Below are 23448 nucleotides of genomic sequence, written 5' to 3' on the forward strand. Positions count from 1 at the left end.
GTGGGTCCCTACGTGAGGTACGTGTCGATGGCGGAGGCCGTGAAGTCGGCGTGGAGCTGCTGTTCGTCCTTGGCGTGGGAGGAGAGCGAGTAGTTCAGGCCGTTGGAGATGTTCGCGCAGGCCGCGATGAGGGTCTGCACCTGGGACTCCCAGGTGCTGTTGGCCTTCGCCAGCGCTGCGCCGGCGGCGAAGCCCTCCTGGGCGAGGGCGCTCGCGGCTTCGGCGGTGGAGGCCGAGGCGTGCTTGCCGTCGGTCTGGAGCCGGCTGTGCAGCTCGTACGCATCGGAGCCGATGGCGCCGATGTGGTCCTGGTTGAGCTCCAGGTCCCCGCCGCCACTGCCCCCGCCGGGGTCGGCGGGGGCAGCGGGGAGGTGGTTGAGCCGCATGGACACGTTGGCGGCGGCGGAGGCGCGCGCCGCCGACCATTCCTCGTCGAACGACATCGCGTGCACTCCCCTGTCAGGTCCGGCCGGCGGTTGTCACGTGGTGCGGCGGCGGCGTACGACGACTGCGGTGACCGCCCCACCGATCAGCAGGCAGGCTCCCAGACCGATCGCCAGCCAGGGAAGCGTGCTGCTGTCCTTCTTCTCCTCGGCCTGCGACGCGGCGGGCTTGGGCGCGGCGGCGCCCGACGGGGCGGCCGAGGGACTCTTCGCCGCATCGGCGGCCGCGAGGTCGGGCAGCGGATACACATCGGCCGGACCGGGGTCACCGGGGGTGGGCACGGCGATCCGGGGCCGGACGACGCCGTATCCGACGTAGTCGTTGCGCTGCGCGCCGTCGGTCGGCTTGCCGGCGGTGTTCAGGAGGACACGGAGGACCTGGTTGTTGGTCCAGTCGGGGTGGATGGACCAGAGGAGGGCGGCGGACGCGGAGGTGAGGGCACTGGCCGAGCTCGTGCCGGTGCCCGTGCAGATCCCTGTTTTACCCGTACAGGCGGCAATAATCGCATTGCCTGGTGCAGACAAGTCGACCTGCGGCCCGTGTTGCGAATTCTTGAGGGGCTCACCCTGCGCGTCAACGGCACCCACACCGACGACGCCCGGAGTCGCCCCGGGATACGCAACTTCGTTAGTCGAATCCCCTGAGTTTCCCACGGCGGCGAAGATCAGCTTGCCCTTTGAAAGGGCGTACTTGACCGCCGCAGCACGCTCCCGGTCATCCTCCGGCTTCCCGGGCCGACCCTGGGAGATATTGATAATTTTGGCGTCTGAGTCAGCCGCATACCGGATGGCTGCGGTCCATGACGGGGTCGCCGCTTCTTCCAACATGTCAGGCACCCGGATGGGGAGGATCTTGGCGCCGGGGGCAAGGCCAAAAGCGCCGTCACCGCCTGGCCCTTTGCCCGTTCCTGCGATGACCGAGGCCATCCCCGTGCCATGGTTGCTGAGGTCGGTTCGCTCGTCCCCGGGGTTCCCGGTGACAAAGTCCTTACCGGGCAGTACTTGACCTTCGAGTTCCGGCACCTTACCGACGCCGCTGTCGATCACCGCAATGGTGACGCCCTTGCCGGTACTGGTTTTCCAGATGTCATCGGCCTTCATGGCATCGAGATGCCACTGTTTGGACCGCACGGTATCCGCGTGGGCCGGGGTCGCGGCGACCCCGGCCAACAGGAGGCCCACCAGGGCCGAGGTCGCCTTGCGCATGCGCATCCCGTGCAACGTCCGTTCTGCTCAGTCGATCACCGGCGGGGCAACCCGACGGTTGCTCTGCCAGGTCTCTTCGTCCTCGGCCAGGTAGTCGGGGCGCTCGCCCCCGTGGTCGTCGCGGCGCTTGCCCGGAGTGCGCGCACCTGCACCGGCCTGGCTCATCGGAGCCGCACCGGCGCCGCCGGCGTTGTTCCGCACGAGACCGGAGCCGCCCTGCGTGAACGGCTGGCCGGCCTTCGCCGTGCCACCGCCCGTCACCGGCTGACGCCCGCCGACGATACCTCCCGGCTCCGAGGCCAGGCGGCGGCCCGTGGAGGGGCCGCCCACGCCAGCGTGGGTACCGCCGTGGGCCCCGCCGCCCATCATGCCGTTCATACCCCGGCCTGCCTGCGTGCCTTCGGCGCCGATGACCGTCCCGCGCGGAATGCTCGAACTGGGACCGCTTGTCGACACGGGCTTGCCGCCGAGGATCCCGGTGTCACGGGGCGGCAGGCCCGGGAGGCTGCCGCCGAACTTTCCTCCTCCGGGAAGGGTGGGACCACTCAGCCCGGGGAGCGTTCCGACGCGACCAGGTCCGGTGGTGGGGACCGTAGGACCACTGAACGGCGGGAGGGATACCGGCGGGAGGACCGGGCCCACACCAGTGGGCCCCGTGGGCAACGGGCCGCCGGGAGTGACCGGCCCCTGAGGCAGAGTCGTCGGCGGTGGCAGGGTCGCGACGTGGTCGAGGCCGACGCTGACGTCCCGGTCCGGCGTCAGCGGAACGGGCGGCGGCGTCAGCGTGGTTGCCGGGGGGCGCGTGCTGTCCGTCTGCGGGGGATGCCCGGGGACCCATCCCGGATCATTCGAGCGGTCACGGCTCGTCGGCGAAGATGGGACATCCGTGTAGCCGCTGCGTTCCGCCGTACCGGTGCCGCCACCGTCCCGTGCGACGTCTTCGTAGGGGTTGTAGCCAGTCGGAACAAACGCCTGCGGCGGCGGCGGGAACGTAGGGATCTCCGCCTTGTTCATCTGCGTGGACGACTGCTCGTACGACTCCGCCAGCGCCTTCATCAGCTTCACCGCCTCGGCGTGCTCCGAGTTCAGCTTCGCCGATGACTCCTGCCTGATCTGCTGGGAGTCCGGGTCATTGTGGAACTTCTTGGCCGCCTCCAAGTTGGCGGCAGCGTCCGTGTCGTACGCGGGCATCTTCGATGCCTCGACCATCTTCTGGACGGCGTCGGTCATCCACTTGGAGCCCTCGGCGCTGTACTCGCTCAGCCGCAGCGTCGCGTTGCCCGCGCGGCCGACCCACTCCTGGAAGGCGACGGCTCCCTCGCCCTCCCAGCCGGTGACACGGTGCTTCTTGAGCTTCTCCGCGATCTTCGCGATGTCCTCGGAAGCCTTCTTCAGCTGCGCGGCCCGGGCCTTCGCCGTCTCCGGGTCCAGTGAAGCGATCATCGCCTTCAGCTGCTGGTGCGTGTAACCCTCGAAATCCGTCGCCATCAGACCACACCACCCGTCACATCGCCGTCGTGAGCCGGAGGCGCGGTACCCGCGTTCTTGCGCTGCTCCTCCAGGTACGGGTCGCGCTTCGGCACGTAGTTCTTCTCCGCCTCGCGGGCGATGGCCGCCATGCGGCGCTTCGTCTCCTCGTCCACGTCCGCGTAGCCCTTGCCGGCTGTGAGCACCGCGATGCCCAGGGCCTCGATCTGCCCCGCCAGCCCCTTCGAGAGCTTCTCCAGCTCCGTGACCACGGTCGTGTACGACTTGTAGAGGGCGTCGGCCTCCGGGAAGCCCTTCCCCAGCGAGCCCTCGCGCAGCGTGCCGTGCGCCAGCTTCTTGTGGTCCGCGTCGGAGCCGTCCAGCTCCTCCAGCAGGACGTCCACCATTTTCTTGTATTCCTTCAGCGAGTCGTGCTCGATCGCCAGCGCCGCGGCGCGCGACTGCGCAGCCGCCTGCGCCCTGATCGAATCCGCCAGGCCCGCCGAAGGGCCCACCCCGAACAGACCCGGCCCATTCTCCGTTGCCACGATGGCCTCCCCGACTCCCCGTCTCCCCGTGGACGCGGCGTCACCGCCGCATCCCGTCCCCGTTCGCTCGCGTTCGCACGCGCGCGGGCACACTCTCATCGATCACTCTAGCGACCGGCACCGACAGCCCCAAGTCCGGGGTTGCAGGTGCAATGCGGGTCACACGGTCACGAGTTGGGCACGGCCACCGCTGCCGATGGCCGGATCGGGAGCCTGTTCACCGGCCGGCCCGTGGCCGCGCGGACCGCCGAGGCCACCGCCGCGGGGGTCGTCACCACCGGGACCGCGCTCGCCGCCTTCGCGCCGAAGGGCGCCACCACGTCCCGCTCCTCGACCAGTTTGACGATCCGCACCGCCGGGGCGTCCAGCGACGTCGGCAGCGCGTAGCCCGTCAGGTCAGGGTGGCGGACCAGGCCCGAGACCGTACGGAGGTTCTCCGTCAGGGCCGCGCCCACGCCCTGGGTGACGCCCGCTTCGATACGGGCCGCCAGCTGCCGGGGGTTGAGGACGCGGCCCACGTCCTGGGCCACCGCCAGCTCCACCACGCGGACCGAGCCCAGCTCGATGTCGACGTCCACCACCGCGCGGATCGCGCAGAAGGCGAGGCCGACGAAGGCGTCGCCCTGGCCGTCCGCGTCCAGGGGCTCCGTCGGGTGGGGGCGGCACTGGGCCGTCGCCCAGAGCTCCTTGCCCTCCATGGCCTCCGCGACCGTGGTGGAGAACGCGCCGTCGTACGACGTGATCCGGCCATCCGTGATCTGGAGGAGCTCGGTGGACATGCCGAGCTTGTGCGCCATCGGCTGGAGCAGTTGCGTGCGGACCATCTTCGCGGCGCGCTCCACCGCCCCGCCCGACACCCACGTGTGGCGGCCGTGCGCGGACGGGCCCGCCGGCGGCTGGTCGGTGTCTGCCGGGGCCGTGGTCACCTCGTCGACGCCCAGGACCTCCTGGACGATCTGACGGGCCAGCGTGGCGAAGCCCTGGCCCGTGTCGACCGCGGCGCAGATGACCGTCGCCACGCCGTTGACGACCTTCACCGTGGCCGTGGAGACCTCGTCCGTGCCCTCGGCGCCGAGCATGTGCACCATGCCGACCCCGTAGCCGACCCCGCGCCGGACCGCGCCCGGCTCGCCGGCGCCCTCCGGGCCGCCGGGCAGCAGCCACTCGTCCTCCGGGGTGTCCTTCGGGAGAGCGGGCAACTCGAAGTCGCGTACGGCACGCAGCAGTTCCGCCACCGGCGCCGGGCAGGTCACCGTCTGGCCCGTGGGCAGGAGGTCGCCCGTCGCCAGGACGTTGCGCATGCGCAGTTCCGCGCCGTCGATGCCGAGGGCGGCGGCCAGCTTGTCCATCTGGCCCTCGTACGCCGCGCAGACCTGCATGGCGCCCTCGCCCCGGACGTGGCCCGACGGCGGGTTGTTGGTGCGCACCGCCCAGCCCTCCACGAAGGCGTGCGGGACGACGTACGGGCCGCAGGCGAAGGCCACCGCCGCCGCCAGGGACTCCGAGGACGCATCGGCGTACGCGCCTGCGTCCATCAGGATCTGGGCCTCCACCTTGACCAGCCGGCCCTCCGCGTCCGCGTGGTGGCGGTAGCGCAGCAGGGTCGGGTGCCGGTGGGTGTGGCCGAGGAAGGACTCCTCGCGGGTGGCGGCCAGCTTCACGGGGCAGCCCGTGCGCAGGGCCAGCAGGCCGAGCGGCAGCTGGAAGGCGGCGTCCTCGCGGTCGGCGGTCGCGCCCGGGACGCCCGTGACGACCACCCGCACCCGGTCGGGCTCCAGCCCGAAGCAGGCGGCGGCCAGGTCGCGGTCGGTGTGCGGGTCGGTGGAGGCGGTGTACAGCTCCACGCCGCCGTCGGGCCGCGGCACGGCCAGCCCCGCCTCGGCGCCGATGGGCGCGGGGTCCTGGCGGCCGATCCGGTACAGGCCCTCGACCACGACCTCGCCGGTGGCTTCGGGGTCGCCGTAGCGCAGCGGGATGTGGCGGATGAGGTTGCCGTCGGGGTGCAGGGCGGGCGCGCCGAAGGACTGCTCGGGGTCGGTGACCGGGTCCAGCAGCTCGTACTCGACGGCGATCGCGGCCGCGGCGAGCCGTGCGGTGTCGGGGTGGTCGGCGGCGACGGCGGCGATGGGCTCGCCGTGGTGGCGCACGACGTCGTGCGCGAAGACCGGCCGGTCGGCGATGCGGCGGCCGTGCGTCGTCGAGCCGGGGACGTCGGCGTGGGTGACGACGGCGCGCACCCCGGGCATCTCGGCGGCGGCCGAGGTGTCGATGGACAGGATCCGGGCGTGGGCGTGCGGGGAACGCAGCACGGCGGCCCACAGGAGGCCCTCGGCCCACAGGTCGGCGGCGTAGGGGAAGGTGCCCTCGGTCTTGGCGCGGGCGTCGGCGGCCGGGACGGACGCCCCGATCCCGCGGGGGGGCCGCTGCTCCGCGGAGTCGTCGTCCGGTCCTCCGGCCAGGGCGGTGACCGTGGCGTTCACCGCTGTCGTCGCCGTCGCCGCGTCCTGCGCGCTCACACCGTGCCTCCGTGGTGGATGCCGCCCTCGCCGGGCGACGCCTGATGCGGAATACGTGGCTCCGTCAGGCCCGGTACCGAAGCGGGTCCCGAACCGGAACCCTGACCCGGTCCCGCCTCCGGAGCCGCACCCTGCCCCTGGCTCTGACCCTGACCCTGACCCTGAGCAGGTCCGTGCCCGTGTCCGTGCCCGTGTCCGTGCCCGTGTCCGTGCCCCTGCCCGTGTGGCGTCGGCTCGGCCGACGCCGCCTCGCGTTCGGCCACGACCTCGCGCACGGCGTCGACGACCCCCGCGTAACCGGAGCACCGGCAGAGGTTGCCGCAGAGCGCCTGCCGCGTCTCCAGCTCGCTGGGAGCGTGGTTGCCCTCCAGCAGGTCATGGATGGTCATGGCCATGCCGGGTACGCAGAAGCCGCACTGCACCGCGCCCGACCTGCACAACGCCTGCTGCACGTCCGAGAGTTCCCCGTCCGTGGCGAGCCCCTCGACGGTACGGACCTCGCTGCCGGCGGCCGTCGCGGCCGGCACCAGGCACGAGGCGACGAGCCGGCCGTCGACCTGGACGGCGCAGGCGCCGCACTCACCCTGCGAGCAGCCGTCCTTGGCGCCGGCGAGGCCGAGGCGCTCGCGCAGCACGTAGAGCAGCGACTCGCCGATCCAGGCACCGGTGACGGGCCGGTCGGCGCCGTTGACGCGCAGGACGTAGGAAGCCTGCGGGTGCTCGTGATGGGCGTCGGCCCCGGCGTTCGCTTCTTGTTCTTCGTACGTCGGCACCTCGGCCGGGAAACCTTCGGCGGTGTCCCCCCGCGGGGGTGCCAGGGCGCTGTCGGCGGTGTCCCCGGTCGGCGCGGGCCCGGCCGGGACCTCCGCCGGGCCCTGGCCGGCCTCCGCGAAGCCCTGCCCGTCCGCACCGGCCGGCTCCGCACCGCCGTGGTGGTCCGCGTCGGCGTGCGGCGGCCCGGCATGCGCGAAACCTGCGTGCGGAAGGCCGGCGTGCGAGAGCCCGGCATCGGGCAGCGGGGCGGACTCCGCCACGGGAGCCGGCTCGGCGCCGGGTACCTGCGACACCCCGGGCGGGGTCTGCGCCCCGGCCGCCACCGGTTCCGGTCCGGACCCCACCGAGGGCGAGGACGAGGGCGAGGACGAAGACGACGAAGCCGAAGCAGAGGACGAAGCGGAAGGCGAAGCAGAAGGCATCTGCGGCGCGTGGCCGAAGGCCGCGAAACCGTGCCCGTCCGTGTCCCCGTGCCGCCCGGCCGCGCCGGACGCCGCGTACGGGTCCGACGCCGGATACGCCTCCGGCTCCGGCTCCGCGTAGGGATCCGACGGCGCGCAGGCGTCCGACCGCGCCGGCTGCGCCGCCGCCGGATCGATCCGCGCTCCGCCGAAGAGGTCCAGCCCGCCGTCGGCCGCCACCGGTCCGGCGTGCCCGCCCAGGGCCTGCCCGCCCGGCTCCGTCGTCTCGGCGCCGGGGTGCGGCCGCTCCCCCGCGACCGGCAGCGCCGCCGGTCCGTGCGCGGCGTCGACGTCGTGCGGGGCCCGATGCGCCGACTCGGCCGCTTCCGGCAGCGGGGTGCCCACACCGGGGCCGCCCAGCACGCGCGGTCCGCGCCGCGGGCCGCCGGCTCCGGGGCCGCCGAGCAGCCCTCCGGCGGCCGCGGACTCGGCGGCCGAAGCGGCCGCGGCGGCGGCCGCGTCGTCCGTGCCCGGCAGCGTCCCCGGCAGCGGGCCCGGGCCGAAGTCACCGTCCGGCCCCGGTCCCTGCTCCTGCGGCGCCTGCGGCTGGTGCTGCTCCTGGGACGCGTAGCCGCGCGCGCTCTCGAAATCGGGGTGGCTCGCCCACGGCGCCGCGGCTCCGCCCGGCAGTGTCGCCGGGGCCTGGCTCCAGTCGGCGTCCAGGGAGGTGGACTGCCGGAAGTGGTCCGGCTGTCCGGCCCCTTCCGGCACGGCCCACTGGCCGGTCGAAGAAGACTCGTCCTGGAAGCGCCACTCGGCGGTCTCCCCCGGGTCCGCCTCGGATTCGGGCTCCGCCTGCGCGAACGCCGCGGCCACCGACGCCGGGATGGGCACCGACGCCGGGATCGGGCCGCCGACCGGGGCCGGGGCATGGGCGGAGGCGGAGCCCGAGTCCGCCTCGGGCCACTGCACCGGGAGCGTCCAGGCGCCCGTGGCCGACGGATCCGTGCTGGCCGAGCCGAGCGGCACGATCATCGGCGGCGGCACGTAGCCGTGCCCGGGCGCCGCCAGCGGCTCCCCGGTCCCCAGCGCGTCCAGCATGTCCTGCGGCAGTTTCACGAAGGCCGTCGCGTCGGAGTCGTAGTCGCCGCCGTGCGGCACCGGTTCCCAGCCCCAGTCGGCACCCGTGGAACCCGTGTTCCCCTGGTCCCCAGTCGCTCCGCCCACGTTCCCGTTCCCGTTCCCGCTCATGAGGTCAGCGCCCTCGCCAGGGCCCTGCGCGCCAGCACGGCCACCGTTCGCCGCAGATGCAGTACACCGGGGGCCACCGGCTCCCCCTGGTCGGGCACACAGGCCGCCGCGACGTACTCGCCGAAGGCCTCCAGTGCCTCGGGGGCCAGGCTCCGCTGCCCGTCCCAGTCGATCAGCGAGGCCACCCACTGCTCGGCCTCCAGCGGCCGCAGCGGCATCGGGGCCACCGCACCGATCGCGCAGCGCACGCCCCGGCGCGCGGGGTCCAGTACGAGTCCCACGGACGCCACGGCCCGGCCCGGCCCGGTGCGCCCCGTGGCCTTGAGGAAGACCTGCGGGGCGTGCAGCAGCGGCACCCGGACGAAGCCGATCAGTTCCCCGGGCCGCAGCATCTCCCGGCCGGCCAGCAGGTGCGACACCGGGATCTCGCGCGATCCGCCCGGGCCGACGATGACGAGCACGGCCTCCAGCGCGGCCAGCACGGGCAGCGCGTCACCGGTCGGCGCGGCGGTGGCGATGTTCCCGCCGAGGGTGCCGGCGTTGCGGATCTGCGGGGGCCCGGCGGCGCGTGCGGCCGCGGCCAGCGCGGGGATCAGAGCGGCGAAATCCGGCCGTCCCATCCGGGCGTGCGTGAGACCCGCGCCGAGCAGCGCGTGGCCGTCCTGGTACTGCCAGCCCCGGATCTCGTTGATCCGCCCCAGGCCCACCAGCGCGGCGGGCCGCAGCAGGCCGGCGTTGACGGCGGCCATGAGGTCGGTGCCGCCCGCGACGGGCACGGCGGCGGGCATGGCGGTGAGTGCCGCCACGGCCTCGTCGAGCGAGGCCGGCAGCGTCACGGACTGCGCCGCCTGCGGCCCCTGAGGTGAATGCAGTACGTGCGGTGCGTGCGTGGTCAACCCAGCTGCCCCTTCCCGATGTCCCGGTCCCGGCGCCTCACGCCTGTCCGCCGTACGGTACGTGCTCACCGCCGGGACGTGGCAACTCTGGCACATCTTCCGGGGCGCCCGGCGCGAGGGTGGCCCGGGCGCCCCTCACCCGGTGGGCGCCCCGCACCGGCCGGGTGGTCCCACCGGCCCGGCGGCCGCCCGCTCCGGGCGCCGCCGCCCCCCGGCCGCGCCCGCCCGCCGCCGCCCGGACCGCCCGCCCGGACGCCACCCGACCGGTACCGGCCACATTCCCAACTGCCCCTTTTTCCCTGTATCACCGGGAATGCAGCCAGAGTTCCGGTTCCCGCCGTCACACGTTCGGGGGCGCCCCTTCGATCGGCCGCCCGAGCACCCCCGGGCGCCGCTGCCACGGCAGCGGTCCGGCCGGGGGCCGGTAGCCGACGCCGAGGGCGTCCAGCCGCGCGTAGTGCGCCGCGGCCATCCGGGCCTCGAAACCGGCGACGTCGCGTTCCAGCGGCGCCGGTTGCTGTGACCACACCACCTCGGCGAAGGCGGCCAGGCGCGGGAACACCTGGTAGTCGACGCGCCCCTGGTCCTCCATCACCTCGGTCCACACGTTGGCCTGGGCGCCCAGTACGTGCGCGGCCGCCTGCGCCGAGAGCTCCGGCGGCACCGGCTCGAAGCGGTAGACGTCCTCCAGCGAACGCACGTACCCGATGGGCACCGGCTCCTGCTCGCCGCCCGCCTGACGGTGGTCCAGGTACACCTGCTGCTCCGGGCACATCACCACGTCGTGCCCGGCCTGCGCGGCGGCGATCCCGCCCGCGTACCCCCGCCAGGAGGAGACGGCCGCGCCCGGCGCGAGCCCGCCCTCCAGGATCTCGTCCCACCCGATCAGCCGCCGCCCGCGGGCGGCGAGCCAGCCGTCGAAGTGCCGGACGAACCAGGACTGGAGCCCGTCCTCGCCGTCCACCCCCAGCTCCCGGATCCGCTCCTGGGCGACGGCGGAGGCCCTCCACTGCTCCTTGGGGCACTCGTCACCGCCCACGTGGACGAAGGGTGAGACCTCGGCGGGGAACAACTCCAGGAGCTCCTCGAAGACGCCCTCGTAGAACCGCAGTACGGCCTCGGTCGGCGCGAGCACGTTCCGGCTGACCCCCCAGTCGTCCCACACCTCCAGCGCCGCGGTGTCGACGACGTCCGCGTTGCCCAGCTCCGGGTACGCGGCGATCGCGGCCTGCGAGTGGCCCGGTACGTCGATCTCCGGCACCACCCGGACGTGCCGCTCGGCGGCGTAGGCGACGATCTCGCGGATGTCGTCCTGCGTGTAGTAGCCGCCGTGGGGGGTCTCGTTCCAGAGCGGTGAGGCCCGGTGTCCCCGCCGGCTGCGTGCCCGCCAGGCGCCGACACCGGTCAGTTCCGGGTAGCGCTTGATCTCGACGCGCCAGCCCTGGTCGTCGGTCAGGTGCAGGTGCAGCACGTTCAGCTTGTGCGCGGCGAGCAGGTCGACGTACCGCAGCACCCCGTCCTTGGGCATGAAGTGCCGCGCGACGTCGAGCATCATCCCGCGCCACCCGAAACGGGGGGCGTCGGCGATCGAGGCGTACGGCAGGCTCCACCGGCGCCCCGGCAGCGGGGCCTTGCGGTAGACGTCGGGCCCGAGCAGCTGACGCAGCGTCTGGACGGCCCAGAAGAGGCCTGCCCCGGTCTCCGCGACCAGCTCGACGCCCGTCCCGTCGACGGTGATCCCGTACGACTCCGGGCCCTGCGCCGGCCCCGGGCCCGGCCCCGCCACCTGCCCGGACCCGGACCCTCGCGCGCACAGGCGCAGGCGTATGTCCGCGACCGCGCCGGCTCCGGCCGCCGGCAGGCTCCACCCGGTGGCGGCCCCCAGCTCGCGGCGCAGCCGGCGTGCCGCGTCCTCGGCGCCCGGGCCGGCGTCGAGCACCGGATGCGGGCCGAACCGGAAGCGCGGGCCGCCCTCGGGGAATTCGGCGAACCGGGGTGCGGGGATCAGGTCCATGCGTCAGCCCTTCGCAGCAGCCTGTTGCGCGGTACGCAACGCCCGTTCCGCACCGCGCTCGTGGCGCCGACCCTAGTACGCACGAGACCCCCGGGGTGCGCCGCTGCGCACCCCGGGGGCCGTGGTCCTTCGGAGGGTGGTCCGGACTACTTGTCCTTGCCGCCCTTGTCCTTGTCCCCGCCGGGGCCCATGGACTCGTAGATCTCCTTGCACATGGGGCAGACCGGGTACTTCTTCGGGTCCCGGCCCGGCACCCAGACCTTGCCGCAGAGCGCGACGACGGGGGTCCCGTCGAGCGCGCTCGCCATGATCTTGTCCTTCTGGACGTAGTGGGCGAAGCGCTCGTGGTCGCCGTCACCGTGCGACACCTGCGGCGTCGGCTCTACGAGGGTCCCCGTGCCAGTCCCGCGCTCGGGCTCAAGAGTGCTCATGCCCCCAGGGTACTGAACCCGGTGCGGGTCAGTTGAGCGACGGGTCGTCCGGATAGGTGGCGACCATCGCCAGTTCACTGCGCTGGCGGCGCAGCACCGCCCGCCACAGCCGCTCGGGATCCGGGAAGGACACGTCCCCCGGCTCCGATTCGACGACGTACCAGGCGCCGTCGCCCAGCTCGCCCTCCAGCTGGCCGGGCCCCCAGCCGGAGTAGCCGGCGAAGATGCGCAGCGAGCCCAGCGCCGCGGCCAGCAGCTCCGGCGGCGCCTCCAGGTCGACCAGCCCGATCGCCCCGTGCACCCGGCGCCAGCCGAGGGGGCCCTCCTCGCCCGGGATGACCGCCACCCCCAGCGCCGAGTCGAGGGCGACGGGGCCGCCCTGGAAGACCACGCCCGGATCGCCCGCCAGGGGCGCCCAGGGCAGCAGGACGTCGCCGACGCCCACCGGGGTCGGCCGGTTGAGGACCACGCCGAGCGAGCCCTGCTCGTCGTGGTCGAGCAGGAAGACGACCGCGCGGTCGAAATTCGGGTCCGCGAGGGCGGGGGTGGCCACGAGCAGCCGCCCTGTGAGGGAGGACACCTCGGTCATGCCGCCATGATCCCGCACAATCGCCGTTCGCGGGGAGCGGGCGGGAAGATCGGACCGGCCGCAGCTCAGGGCGCACGGCAGCAGACACGGGCGCGTCACGGCCGCGCGAGCGGAAGGCAACACTCCGCCATGGGGTGGATACGGAGGGTGTTGCACCGAATTCATGACAGTCCTACGGCCGCGTCGGCCATGCGAACAAAGGGGTGATGGCCCTTACTCTTTTCTCTGGCCCCCTGCCCACCCCTCCCGGAACGCGAGATTCATGACCGGCACAGTCAGTGACGATGTACTGCTTGTCCACGGCGGCACCCCGCTCGAGGGCGAGATCCGTGTCCGCGGTGCGAAGAACCTCGTGCCCAAGGCCATGGTCGCCGCTCTGCTCGGCAGCGGACCCAGCCGGCTGCGCAACGTCCCCGACATCCGTGACGTGCGCGTCGTGCGGGGACTGCTCCAGCTGCACGGGGTGACCGTCCGTCCCGGCGAGGAGCCGGGCGAGCTGGTGCTCGACCCCACGCACGTCGAGAGCGCGAACGTCGCCGACATCGACGCGCACGCGGGCTCGTCGCGCATCCCGATCCTCTTCTGCGGCCCGCTGCTGCACCGCCTGGGCCACGCCTTCATCCCGGGCCTGGGCGGCTGCGACATCGGCGGCCGGCCGATCGACTTCCACTTCGACGTGCTCCGCCAGTTCGGCGCGACCATCGAGAAGCGCGAGGGCGGCCAGTACCTGGAGGCGCCCCAGCGCCTGCGCGGCTGCAAGATCCGCCTCCCCTACCCGTCGGTCGGCTCGACCGAGCAGGTGCTGCTGACGGCCGTCCTGGCCGAGGGCGTCACCGAGCTCAGCAACGCCGCGGTCGAGCCGGAGATCGAGGACCTCATCTGCGTGCTGCAGAAGATGGGCGCGATCATCTCGCTCGACACCGACCGGACCATCCGGATCACGGGTGTCGACCGGCTGGGCGGCTACAACCACAAGGCGCTCCCGGACCGCCTGGAGGCCGCCTCCTGGGCTTCCGCGGCCCTGGCGACCGGCGGCAACATCTACGTGCGCGGCGCCCAGCAGCGCTCGATGATGACCTTCCTGAACACCTACCGCCGCGTCGGCGGGGCGTTCGAGATCGACGACAACGGCATCCGCTTCTGGCACCCGGGCGGCCCGCTCAACGCGATCGCGCTGGAGACGGACGTGCACCCCGGCTTCCAGACCGACTGGCAGCAGCCGCTCGTCGTGGCCCTGACGCAGGCTTCCGGCCTCTCGATCGTCCACGAGACGGTCTACGAGTCCCGCCTCGGCTTCACCTCGGCGCTCAACCAGATGGGCGCTCACATCCAGCTGTACCGCGAGTGCCTGGGCGGGAGCGCCTGCCGCTTCGGCCAGCGCAACTTCCTGCACTCGGCGGTCGTCTCCGGCCCCACCAAACTGCAGGGCGCCGACCTGGTCATCCCCGACCTGCGCGGCGGCTTCTCGTACCTGATCGCGGCGCTGGCCGCCGAGGGCACCTCGCGGGTCCACGGCATCGACCTGATCAACCGCGGTTACGAGAACTTCATGGACAAGCTCGTCGAGCTCGGCGCGAAGGTCGAGCTCCCGGGCGGCGACCTCGTCTGACCCGTTCGGCCGTACGCAAGGAAGCCCCCCGGGACCCGCAAGGGCCCGGGGGGCTTTCCCGTGCGGCCGGGGCCCTCACGGGCCCGGGACGGGCCGAAGGGCGGCCACCCCGTCCGGAGTGGCCGCCCTTCGGCGTACGACGCGGCTGCGCCGCGCACTGCTCGGCGTTCCGCAGGCCGGCGGCCTCCGGAGCCGGGCAGGACCTACTTGCCCTTGGCGGCTTCCTTGAGCTTGGAGCCCGCGGAGACCTTCACGCTGTAGCCGGCCGGGATCTGGATGGGGTCGCCGGTCTGCGGGTTGCGCGCGGTGCGAGCGGCACGGTGGGTGCGCTCGAAGGTCAGGAAGCCGGGGATGGTGACCTTCTCGTCGCCCTTGGCGACGATCTCGCCGACGGTCTCGGCGAGCGCGGCCAGAACGGCGTCGGCGTCCTTGCGGGTCACCTCGGCGCGCTCGGACAGAGCGGCCACCAGCTCACTGCGGTTCATGTTGTACTCCCGTGTTCAACTTGCCTTAGAGGCGTGAGATCGAAGCCGATGCTGCCAGGGCCCTCGGACAGTCCCCGGACCCGGGTCTGAACGTCAGACCCTCTCGCCCGGTTACGCATCCTGCCCCCACCAGCGGCGGGAAAGCCAATCCGGCACCCGCCGGGGTCACGCGAAAAGCGCCACAGTCACGCCGTGGTGACGCTCCGTCCACGCCGCTGCCCGCACGCTGCTGCGGGCCGCGGATCCCGCGGGCATCCCCGCAACACTAGAGGCGGCGCGCCGGGCCCGCATCTCGCGACGCGCCGGTATCAGGGAGCCGTGAGGCCGGTCACAGGGGCGGACGCGCCGGCCGAGGCGGCCTTGCGGACGGCGCCCGCGACCGCGCCGGCGACCTTGTCGTTGAAGACCGACGGGATGATGTAGTTCGCGTTCAGCTCGTCCTCGCCGACGACGTCCGCCAGTGCGGTCGCGGCGGCCAGCATCATGTCCGTGTTCACGGTCCGCGACTGCGCGTCCAGCAGGCCGCGGAACACACCCGGGAAGACCAGCACGTTGTTGATCTGGTTCGGGAAGTCGGAGCGGCCGGTGGCGACGACGGCGGCGGTCTGGCGGGCGATGGCCGGGTCCACCTCCGGGTCCGGGTTCGCGAGCGCGAACACAATGGCGCCTTCCGCCATGGCGGCAACGTCCTCACCGGACAGGACGTTGGGGGCCGAGACGCCGATGAAGACGTCGGCGCCGACCACGGCCTCCTTCAGCGTGCCCGTGTAGCCCTCGGGGTTGGTGTTGTCGGCGATCCAGCGCAGCGGGGAGTCCGCGGCCGCGTCGACGAGGTCGGGCCGGCCCGCGTGCACGACACCGTGGATGTCGGCGCTGACGGCGTTCTTGACTCCCGCCGCGAGGAGCAGCTTGAGGATGGCCGTACCGGCCGCGCCGGCGCCCGACATGACCACCTTGACGTCCTCAACTGCCTTGCCCACGACGCGAAGTGCGTTGGTCAGGGCGGCCAGCACGACGATCGCCGTGCCGTGCTGGTCGTCGTGGAAGACGGGGATGTCCAGGGCCTCGCGCAGCCGGGCCTCGATCTCGAAGCAGCGGGGCGCGGAGATGTCCTCCAGGTTGATGCCGGCGAAGCCCGGGGCGATCGCCTTGACGATCGCGACGATCTCGTCGCTGTCCTGGGTGTCGAGGCAGATCGGCCACGCGTCGATGCCCGCGAACCGCTTGAAGAGGGCCGCCTTGCCCTCCATGACGGGCAGCGCGGCCATGGGGCCGATGTTGCCGAGGCCCAGTACGGCGGAGCCGTCCGTCACGACTGCGACGGAATTGCGCTTGATGGTGAGGCGGCGCGCGTCCTCGGGGTTCTCGGCGATCGCCATGCACACGCGGGCCACGCCCGGGGTGTAGATCATCGAGAGGTCGTCGCGGTTGCGGATGGGGTGCTTGGACGCCATCTCGATCTTGCCGCCGAGGTGCATGAGGAAGGTGCGGTCCGAGACCTTGCCGAGGCTGACGCCCTCGATCTCCCGCAGCTTCTCGACGATCTCGTCCGCGTGCGCGGTGGAGGTCGCGGCGATGGTGACGTCGATCCGGAGCTTCTCGTGGCCGGATGCGGTCACGTCGAGGCCGGTGACCGAACCACCGGAGGACTCCACGGCGGTGGTGAGCTGGGAGACCGCGGTTCCGCTCGCGGGCACTTCCAGGCGGACCGTCATCGAATACGAGACGCTGGGCGCCGTTGCCATGGCCGTGTTCCTCTTCTGTCCCTGGTTTTCGCTGTACACACAGGGCCCGGCACACGGGGGTGTGGCAGGACCTGTTGTCCGATCGTCCCACCTACCAGCCGGTACAAGGTAACCAGCTACAAGTTTCGGAAAGGCACTTCCACCATACGAGATAGCCGGGGCGGGACGGAAGGGTGGGCCGACACGAAACAGGTCCGCGCCCCCCACTGGGTGGAGGGCGCGGACCTGGGAAAAACGGTACTGCGTCATGCGGTACTGCGGTCATGCGGTACTACAGCGTCTACGACACCGGCCCGCCATGCTCGCCTCGCGGCAAGTGGTCGCTCTAAGCGACGAAGGTTGGGCCCGGGGGCTTGGATCGAGCCGGTGTCGTAACCAGGCTAACAAAGGATCGCCGGATGTGAGCCCCCTCCCGGCAGCCGGATCCGGCCACCACGCTCCCGGCCGCGGACCATACGGCCGTACGGAGCCCCGGGCGGCCCCGCAACCCGCCCGCGGCCCAGCCCCGCCCGGCCGGAGTCGCTACGGCAGCAGCAGCGCCGGCACCCCCGCCGCGTCGGGCTCGTCCCGCTCGGCCGAGACCACCGTGAGCTGCTGCGTCGCGCGCGTCAGCGCCACATACAGCACCCGCAGGCCCGCCGGGGACTCGTCGGCGATCTCCGCCGGGGAGACCACCACCGTGGCGTCGTACTCCAGGCCCTTGGCCTCCAGGCTGCCCAGCGCCACCGCCCGGCCGCCCAGATCGGCGAGCCAGTCCGCCGCCTCCGCCCGCCGGTCCATGGCGACGACCACGCCGACGGTGCCGTCCACCTGCTCCAGCAGCCTGCGGGTCTCCTCGCGGACCGCGGTGCCCAGGTCGCCCCGCGCCGCGGTGAAGCGGGGCTCCAGGCCGGTGGAGCGCACCGCCGTCGGCGGCTCCATGCCCGGCATGGCCAGGCGCAGCACCCGGGAGGCGACCTCGGCGACCTCGGCCGGGTTGCGGTAGTTCACCGTCAGGGTGAAGCGCCGCCGCGGGCGGGAGCCCAGCGCCTCGTCCCGGGCCGCGGCCGCCTCCTGCGGGTCGCTCCACGAGGACTGCGCCGGATCGCCGACCACCGTCCAGGTGCCGTGCCGGCCGCGCCGGCCCACCATGCGCCACTGCATCGGCGTCAGGTCCTGGGCCTCGTCCACGATGACGTGCGCGTACTCGCTGCGCTCCGCCGCGAGCCGCTCGGCCCGCTCCCACTGGGTCTCCTCGCGGGCCGGCATCAGCTCCTCCAGCCCGCTGAGCTGGTCCAGCGGGTCCATCTCCCGTTTGCGTCGGGGCCGGGCGGGGGCGCCGAGCAGCTGCTGGAGCTCGTCCAGCAGCGCCACGTCGTGCACCGACAGGGGGCCCTTGCCGTCCGGGCCCACCCGGCGCAGCGAGCGGGCCAGCTGGCGGGTCTCGCGGGGGTTCAGGTCCCGGCGCGACCAGCGGCCCAGGCGCCGCTCGTCCGCCATCGAGGCGAGCACCTGGCGCGGGGTCAGCTCGGGCCACCAGGCGTTCAGGAAGTCGATGAAGGCGTCCTCGGTGGAGATGTCCTCGTCGAAGGCGGAGCGCAGCTCGGCGGCCAGCTCCGGGTCGCTGTGGCGCCCGGCCGCGCCGGACTTCGCGTACAGCGCGTCGAGCAGCAGCTTGCGGGCGCGCGGGCGCAGCAGGTTGACGGGCGCGGTGCCGCCGAGGACGTTCTGCCGGATCCGGTCGAGTTCCTCGGCCGCGAGCTCATGGCGGCGGCCGAAGGCCACCACGCGCAGGCTGCCGGGGGCGGCCCCGCCCGGGCCCCCGAGCTCCAGGGCGCCCCGTACGGCCTTGCGCAGCACCTTGAGCATCCGCGAGGAGCCCTTGACGCGGGCCACGGACGGATCGTCGTAGGTGGTCGCCTCGGCGCCGTCGACGAGCGAGCCGAGCGCGCGGATGGCGACCTGGCCCTCCTCGCCGAGGGAGGGCAGCACGCCCTCGGTGTACGCGACGAGCAGCGGTGTCGGGGAGACGATCAGGATGCCGCCGGAGTAGCGGCGCCGGTCCTGGTAGAGCAGGTAGGCGGCGCGGTGCAGGGCGACGGCGGTCTTGCCCGTGCCGGGCCCGCCCGCGACCTCGGCGACGGAGGCGGCGGGGGCCCGGATGACCAGGTCCTGCTCGGCCTGGATGGAGGAGACGATGTCGCGCATGGAGTGGGTGCGGGCCCGGCCGAGGGCGGCCATGAGGGCGCCGTCGCCGATGACGGGGAGTTCCTCGCCGTCGAGGAGGGCGGTGACCTCCGGGCGCATCAGGTCGTCCTCGACGCCCAGGACCCGGCGGCCCTTGGAGCGGATGACGCGGCGGCGCACGACACGGCCGGGCTCCTTGGGCGTGGAGCGGTAGAACGGCGCGGCGGCCGGTGCTCGCCAGTCGATGACCAGCGGCGCGTAGTCGGAGTCCAGGACGCCGATGCGGCCGATGTGCAGCGTCTCGGCGACATCGGCCGTGAGGTCCTCGCGGATCGCGTCGTCGGCGGGCTCGACGGAGGTGTAGGCGCCGTCGGGGCCGCGTTCGCCGTCCTTGCCGAGCACCAGGTCGATGCGGCCGAAGAGGAAGTCCTCGAACTCGTTGTTGAGCCGGTTCAGGTGGATGCCCGCCCGGAAGACCTGCGCGTCGCGCTCGGCGAGGGCGCCGGGGGTGCCCACCTGACCACGTTGGGCGGCGTCGTTCATCAGGAACTCGGCCTCGTGGATCTTCTCCTCTAGGCGTCGGTACACCTGATCGAGATGCGTCTGCTCGACCGCGATCTCCCGATCGCGGACGGAATCCGCCGTGCTGTCGACAGCGGCATTCTGCGCGGCCACCAAGGCCCCCTTCTGATGTGCATGGGCGACCGTCAACCGTACGCGAATCCGCACCCTGTCCGCACGCCCGTTCCGGAACCGGCCGCTCGGCGGGGCCGCGGGCGGCAGGCTAGACGGATCCGGCCGCCAGGCTCCGGCGGCGGTGCCGGGCGACGCGCTCGCGGTTGCCGCACCGTTCGCTGGAGCACCAGCGGCGCCGGTGGCCCCGGGAAGTGTCCAGGTAGACCCGGGTACAGCGGTCCCCCTCGCAGACCCGCAGGAGCGCGCGGTCGCCGGGGTCGGTCAGCAGCTCGACGGCGTCGCGGGCGACGGCCGCGAGCATGGCCCCGCACTCCGCACCGCCGCACAGCTCCCTTACGAGGCGCCCTTCCCGGTCCCGTACGGCGCACAGGCGCGGGGGTGGCCCGGCGGCCAGTGCGTTGACCCGGGCGAGGGCCGGTTCCGTGCCGGCGGGCGGGGCGTGGCTCCCGCCGAGCTCCGCCCGTACGAGGGTCTCCACGTCGCGGCGCAGGGACCGGAAGGCCGCGACCCAGTCCGGGCCCACCCGGGCGAGCGGCGTCCGGTCGGGCACCAGCCCGGCGCCGGTGAGCCACAGCCGCAGCTCGTCGCCGTCCCGGATCCCCTCGTGCGGGGTGAAAGTGGCCATCAGGTCCAGGCAGACCCGCCCGGAGTCGAACCGCATGCCCGTCACCGCCTCGCGTCGTGGGGCGCCCCCTCAGGGTGCCCCTCGCCGCGCTCCGGCAAAACCCCCGGGACCGGGCCGCGCCGATGGAGGTGCCCGGGGACCTCACGCACCGCTCACGGAGGCGGCGGGTCGTCGTGCAGCAGCAGCTGGAAGAGGCGGTGGTCGCGCCAGGCCCCGTTGATGTGCAGCAGGCGCGGCGCGACGCCGTAGGGCTCGAAGCCCGCCTTCGCCAGCACCCGTTGGGATGCCTGGTTGTCGAGCAGGGTGCCGGCCTCCACCCGGTGCAGGCCCAGCTCCTCGCGGGCGGCCCGGCAGACCCGTTGCACGGCCGCGGTGGCCAGTCCCCTGCCGTTCCAGTCCTGGTCCACCCAGTAGCCCAGGCCGCCGCTGCACAGCGGGCCGCGCGCGATGGACCCGAGGTTGACCGCGCCGACGGGGGCGCCGCCGGAGGTCTCGACGAGCACGTGGGGGGCCATCCGTCCCGCGTCCCGCTCGGCGAGCATGCCCTCGATGCGGGCCCGCTGCCCGCGCTCGGTGTAGAAGTCGTCCGGCCGGTCCGGCTCGAAGGGCGCCATGTACGCCCGGTTGCGCGCGTACGCCTCGGCCAGCCCGGCGGCATCACCGAGTGCGAGGCCGCGCATCTCCACCCCGTCAATGATCATCCGGGCACGCTAGCCGAGGACGCCGCGCCCGTCACGGCTCCGGCGCTCACCCGCGCGCACTCCCGGCGGATTCGCCGTACTTGCCCTCCCCGCCGGCGTCCAGCGACAGCCGGTACCCCCGCTTGACCACGGTCTGGATCAGCTTCGGCGCCCCCAGCGCCACCCGCAGCCGGGCCATCGCCGTCTCCACCGCGTGTTCGTCCCGTCCCGCCCCCGGCAGCGCCCGCAGCAGCTCGGCGCGGGCCACCACCCACCCGGGGCGCCGCGCCAGCGTCCGCAGCAGGGCCATCCCGGCCGGGGGCACCGGCCGCAGTTCCGCGTCGACCAGGACCGCGTGACCGCGGATCTCCAGCCGGTGTCCGGCCACGGGCAGGACCCGTGCCCGGCCCGGCAGTTCCCGGCAGAGCAGTTGCACGAGCGGACCGAGCCGGAAGCGCTCCGGCTGCACCGTGTCCACCCCGTGCGCCTGCAGCGGCAGCGCGGTGACCGGCCCGACGCACGCCGACAGCACCCCGCCCCGCAGCGCCTCCAGCACGGCCTCCGCCATCCCGCGCTCCTCGGCCCGGGACAGCAGCGAGGCCGCCGCCGGAGCGGAGGTGAAGCTGACCGCGTCGACGCCGCCGCCGGCCACCGCGTCCAGCAGCCGGTCCAGGGGCGCCGGGTCCTCCGGTGCCATCCACCGGTAGACCGGGACCACCACCACCTCGGCGCCGGCGGCCCGCAGCGCCTCGACGAAACCGGGCAGCGGCTCCCCGTGCAGCTGGAGGGCGATCCGCCGCCCGGTGACCCCGGCGGACAGCAGCCGCTCCAGCACCTCGGCGAGCGACTCCGAATCCGGCGACCAGGACTCCACGAGGCCGGCGGCCCGGATGGCGCCCTTGACCTTCGGTCCGCGCGCCAGGAGTTCGGTGGCCCGCAGCCGCTCCAGCAGCTCCTCGCCGACCCCCCAGCCGTCGGCGGCCTCAATCCAGCCGCGGAACCCGATGGCGGTGGTGGCGACCACCGCGTCCGGCGCGCAGCCGATCAGCTCCTTCGTCGCCGCGAGGAGCTCGCTGTCATCGGCCAGCGGCACGATCCGCAGCGCGGGTGCGTGCAGCACGGAGGCCCCGCGCCGGCGCAGCAGGGCGATCAGCTCGTCGGCCCGCCGTGCGGCGGTGACGCCGACGGTGAAGCCCGCGAGCGGACCGGTGTGCTGCTTTTCCTCGTCCATGGTGACCTGCCTTGCCCAGTGGGTCGGTGTCGCATCGCGCGAAGGCCGAGCCTGCCAAGCCGGCGTGTCAGGCTCGGTTCCGTCGCATTTCGGCGCCGTAACGCGCCGTGAGGTGCGGTGGAGCCCCCGGTGCCGCGCCGCGCGGTGCCGGGGCGCCCCGTGCCGGTGCGGTCCGGTCCGGTCCGGTCCGGTCCGGTCCGGTCCGGTCCGGTCCGGTCACACGGTGGTGAGCTGCGGCTCCGCCGCCGTCCCGGCCTCGGTCGCCGCCGCCGCGACCGGTCGGCGAAGGTATACCGCCCAGGTCACCGCGCAGCATGCGGCGTAGAAGCCGAGGAAGGTCACGAAGGCGCCGGTCCCGGACCCGGAGCTGAGGAACGCCTCCCGGAAGACCAGGTTGATGCCGAGCCCGCCGAGTGCGCCCACCGCGCCGATCAGCCCCATGGAGGCGCCGGACAGCCGCCGTCCGTACGCGGCCGCGGCCTCGCCGCTCATGCCCCGGGCCAGCGCCTTGGCCTGGAAGATCGCGGGGATCATCTTGTACGTCGACCCGTTGCCGAGCCCGCTCAGGACGAACAGCGCCACGAACCCGACGAGGAACACGGGCAGCGACTCGCGCACCGAGGCGAACACCACCACGCCCGTCGCGGCCGCCATCGCCACGAAGGCGCCGAGCGTGATCCGCGCGCCGCCGAAGCGGTCCGCCAGCGCCCCGCCGACCGGCCGGATCAGCGAGCCGAGCAGTGGTCCGATGAAGGTCAGCGAGGCCGCCTGGAGCGGGGTCCGGCCGAACTGCGTCTGCAGGACCAGGCCGAAGGCGAAGCTGTAGCCGATGAAGGAGCCGAAGGAGCCGATGTAGAGGAAGGCCATGACCCAGGTGTGCGGTTCGCGCAGCGCCTCGCGCACCGCACCGGTGTCGTTGCGCACGGGCGCCAGGTTGTCCATGCGCAGCGCCGCCAGGGTCGCGGCGGCCACGATCAGCGGCAGGTACGCCCCGAGCAGCAGCCGCGGGTGCCCGGCCCCGGCGGTCCCGATGACCAGCAGGGCGACGAGCTGCACCACGGGGACGCCGATGTTGCCGCCGCCCGCGTTCAGTCCGAGGGCCCAGCCCTTCTTGCGCAGCGGGAAGAAGGCGTTGATGTTCGTCATCGACGAGGCGAAGTTCCCGCCGCCGACGCCGGTCAGGGCTGCCACGGCCAGGAAGGTGCCGTACGAGGTGCCGGGCTCCATGACCAGCAGCGCGCCCACAGTGGGGGCGAGCAGCAGCAGGGCGCTGACGACGGTCCAGTTGCGGCCGCCGAAGCGGGCGACGGCGAAGGTGTAGGGCACCCGCACCATGGCGCCGACCACGGTCGCGGTCGCGATGAGGAAGAACTTCCCGGCCGGGTCGATCCCGTACTGCGGCCCCATGAAGAGGACCATCACGGACCACAGCGACCAGATCGAGAAGCCGATGTGCTCGGAGAACACGGAGTACAGGAGGTTGCGGCGGGCGGTCCGCTCGCCCGTCTCCTGCCAGAACGTCTCGTCCTCGGGGTCCCACCGCTCGATCCAGCGGCCCCCCTTGCGCGGTGCGGTACCGGTCATCACACGCCTCCACAGCTGTCGCGTCCGTGGTGACGACCCTAGGAACGGCGCGTTTCGAGGCCGGTCCCCGCCGGATGACCGCCGGGAAACC

Annotated in this window: 18 protein-coding genes; 1 reads left to right on the forward strand and 17 read right to left on the reverse strand. The window is 73.4% G+C overall.

Annotated elements, in window-relative coordinates:
- Nucleotides 1–8: 8 nt before the first annotated feature.
- From AMK16_RS17035 to AMK16_RS17080, 10 genes are all read right to left on the reverse strand, one after another.
- Nucleotides 9–443 carry a hypothetical protein gene (locus AMK16_RS17035; RefSeq protein ID WP_073915674.1) on the reverse strand — a complete coding sequence of 145 codons (435 nt, stop codon included), beginning with the start codon at nucleotides 441–443 and terminating at the stop codon, nucleotides 9–11.
- A gap of 36 nt (nucleotides 444–479) precedes the next feature.
- Complete coding sequence (gene mycP, locus AMK16_RS17040) at nucleotides 480–1655, reverse strand: type VII secretion-associated serine protease mycosin (RefSeq protein ID WP_073915678.1); 1176 nt, start codon at nucleotides 1653–1655, stop codon at nucleotides 480–482.
- A gap of 21 nt (nucleotides 1656–1676) precedes the next feature.
- Nucleotides 1677–3137 carry a WXG100 family type VII secretion target gene (locus AMK16_RS17045; protein ID WP_073915681.1) on the reverse strand — a complete coding sequence of 487 codons (1461 nt, stop codon included), beginning with the start codon at nucleotides 3135–3137 and terminating at the stop codon, nucleotides 1677–1679.
- The gene (locus tag AMK16_RS17050; protein WP_242438750.1) at nucleotides 3137–3664 is read right to left on the reverse strand and encodes a hypothetical protein; all 528 of its coding nucleotides are present in this window, start codon (nucleotides 3662–3664) and stop codon (nucleotides 3137–3139) included. Before AMK16_RS17050 ends, AMK16_RS17045 begins: the two co-directional genes overlap by 1 nt.
- A 167-nt stretch (nucleotides 3665–3831) precedes the next feature.
- Nucleotides 3832–6123 (reverse strand): xanthine dehydrogenase family protein molybdopterin-binding subunit, encoded by a 2292-nt coding sequence (locus AMK16_RS17055; protein WP_443333573.1) that lies wholly within the window; start codon nucleotides 6121–6123, stop codon nucleotides 3832–3834.
- A gap of 53 nt (nucleotides 6124–6176) precedes the next feature.
- A complete protein-coding gene (locus AMK16_RS37255) occupies nucleotides 6177–8582 on the reverse strand; it encodes a 2Fe-2S iron-sulfur cluster-binding protein (protein WP_073915687.1) in 2406 nt (801 codons plus the stop codon).
- A 20-nt stretch (nucleotides 8583–8602) separates the two neighbouring features.
- Entirely contained in the window at nucleotides 8603–9502 is a 900-nt protein-coding gene (locus AMK16_RS17065; protein WP_073915691.1) for an FAD binding domain-containing protein, read from the reverse strand.
- 340 nt (nucleotides 9503–9842) lie between these two features.
- Complete coding sequence (locus AMK16_RS17070) at nucleotides 9843–11516, reverse strand: beta-N-acetylhexosaminidase (RefSeq protein ID WP_073915695.1); 1674 nt, start codon at nucleotides 11514–11516, stop codon at nucleotides 9843–9845.
- A 146-nt stretch (nucleotides 11517–11662) separates the two neighbouring features.
- Nucleotides 11663–11947 (reverse strand): DUF3039 domain-containing protein, encoded by a 285-nt coding sequence (locus AMK16_RS17075; protein WP_030010729.1) that lies wholly within the window; start codon nucleotides 11945–11947, stop codon nucleotides 11663–11665.
- Nucleotides 11948–11975: 28 nt separating this feature from the next.
- Complete coding sequence (locus tag AMK16_RS17080) at nucleotides 11976–12536, reverse strand: YqgE/AlgH family protein (RefSeq protein WP_073915698.1); 561 nt, start codon at nucleotides 12534–12536, stop codon at nucleotides 11976–11978.
- 262 nt (nucleotides 12537–12798) lie between these two features.
- Between AMK16_RS17080 and murA the strand changes: the two genes are divergently transcribed.
- Nucleotides 12799–14145, forward strand: coding sequence for a UDP-N-acetylglucosamine 1-carboxyvinyltransferase (gene murA / locus AMK16_RS17085; protein WP_073915702.1), 1347 nt, complete (start codon nucleotides 12799–12801; stop codon nucleotides 14143–14145).
- Between the two features lie 203 nt (nucleotides 14146–14348).
- Here the strand turns inward: murA and AMK16_RS17090 are convergent, their stop codons facing one another.
- The 7 genes from AMK16_RS17090 to AMK16_RS17125 all read right to left on the reverse strand — a co-directional run bounded on the left by AMK16_RS17090 (nucleotide 14349) and on the right by AMK16_RS17125 (nucleotide 23357).
- A complete protein-coding gene (locus AMK16_RS17090) occupies nucleotides 14349–14630 on the reverse strand; it encodes an HU family DNA-binding protein (protein WP_007264399.1) in 282 nt (93 codons plus the stop codon).
- A 308-nt stretch (nucleotides 14631–14938) separates the two neighbouring features.
- Nucleotides 14939–16375: an NAD-dependent malic enzyme gene (locus AMK16_RS17100; RefSeq protein ID WP_073915706.1), complete on the reverse strand. Its 1437-nt coding sequence runs from the start codon at nucleotides 16373–16375 to the stop codon at nucleotides 14939–14941.
- 522 nt (nucleotides 16376–16897) lie between these two features.
- On the reverse strand, nucleotides 16898–19216 hold the full coding sequence (locus AMK16_RS17105) for a HelD family protein (protein WP_073915710.1): 2319 nt from the start codon (nucleotides 19214–19216) through the stop codon (nucleotides 16898–16900).
- Between the two features lie 109 nt (nucleotides 19217–19325).
- On the reverse strand, nucleotides 19326–19898 hold the full coding sequence (locus AMK16_RS17110) for a CGNR zinc finger domain-containing protein (protein WP_073915714.1): 573 nt from the start codon (nucleotides 19896–19898) through the stop codon (nucleotides 19326–19328).
- A 116-nt stretch (nucleotides 19899–20014) separates the two neighbouring features.
- Nucleotides 20015–20563: a GNAT family N-acetyltransferase gene (locus AMK16_RS17115; protein WP_073915717.1), complete on the reverse strand. Its 549-nt coding sequence runs from the start codon at nucleotides 20561–20563 to the stop codon at nucleotides 20015–20017.
- A gap of 46 nt (nucleotides 20564–20609) precedes the next feature.
- Nucleotides 20610–21773: a uroporphyrinogen-III synthase gene (locus AMK16_RS17120; protein ID WP_073915721.1), complete on the reverse strand. Its 1164-nt coding sequence runs from the start codon at nucleotides 21771–21773 to the stop codon at nucleotides 20610–20612.
- Between the two features lie 216 nt (nucleotides 21774–21989).
- Nucleotides 21990–23357, reverse strand: coding sequence for a nitrate/nitrite transporter (locus tag AMK16_RS17125; protein ID WP_073915725.1), 1368 nt, complete (start codon nucleotides 23355–23357; stop codon nucleotides 21990–21992).
- Nucleotides 23358–23448: the final 91 nt, after the last annotated feature.

The sequence above is a fragment of the Streptomyces sp. CB00455 genome, from assembly GCF_001905445.1.
Lineage (GTDB): Bacteria > Actinomycetota > Actinomycetes > Streptomycetales > Streptomycetaceae > Streptomyces.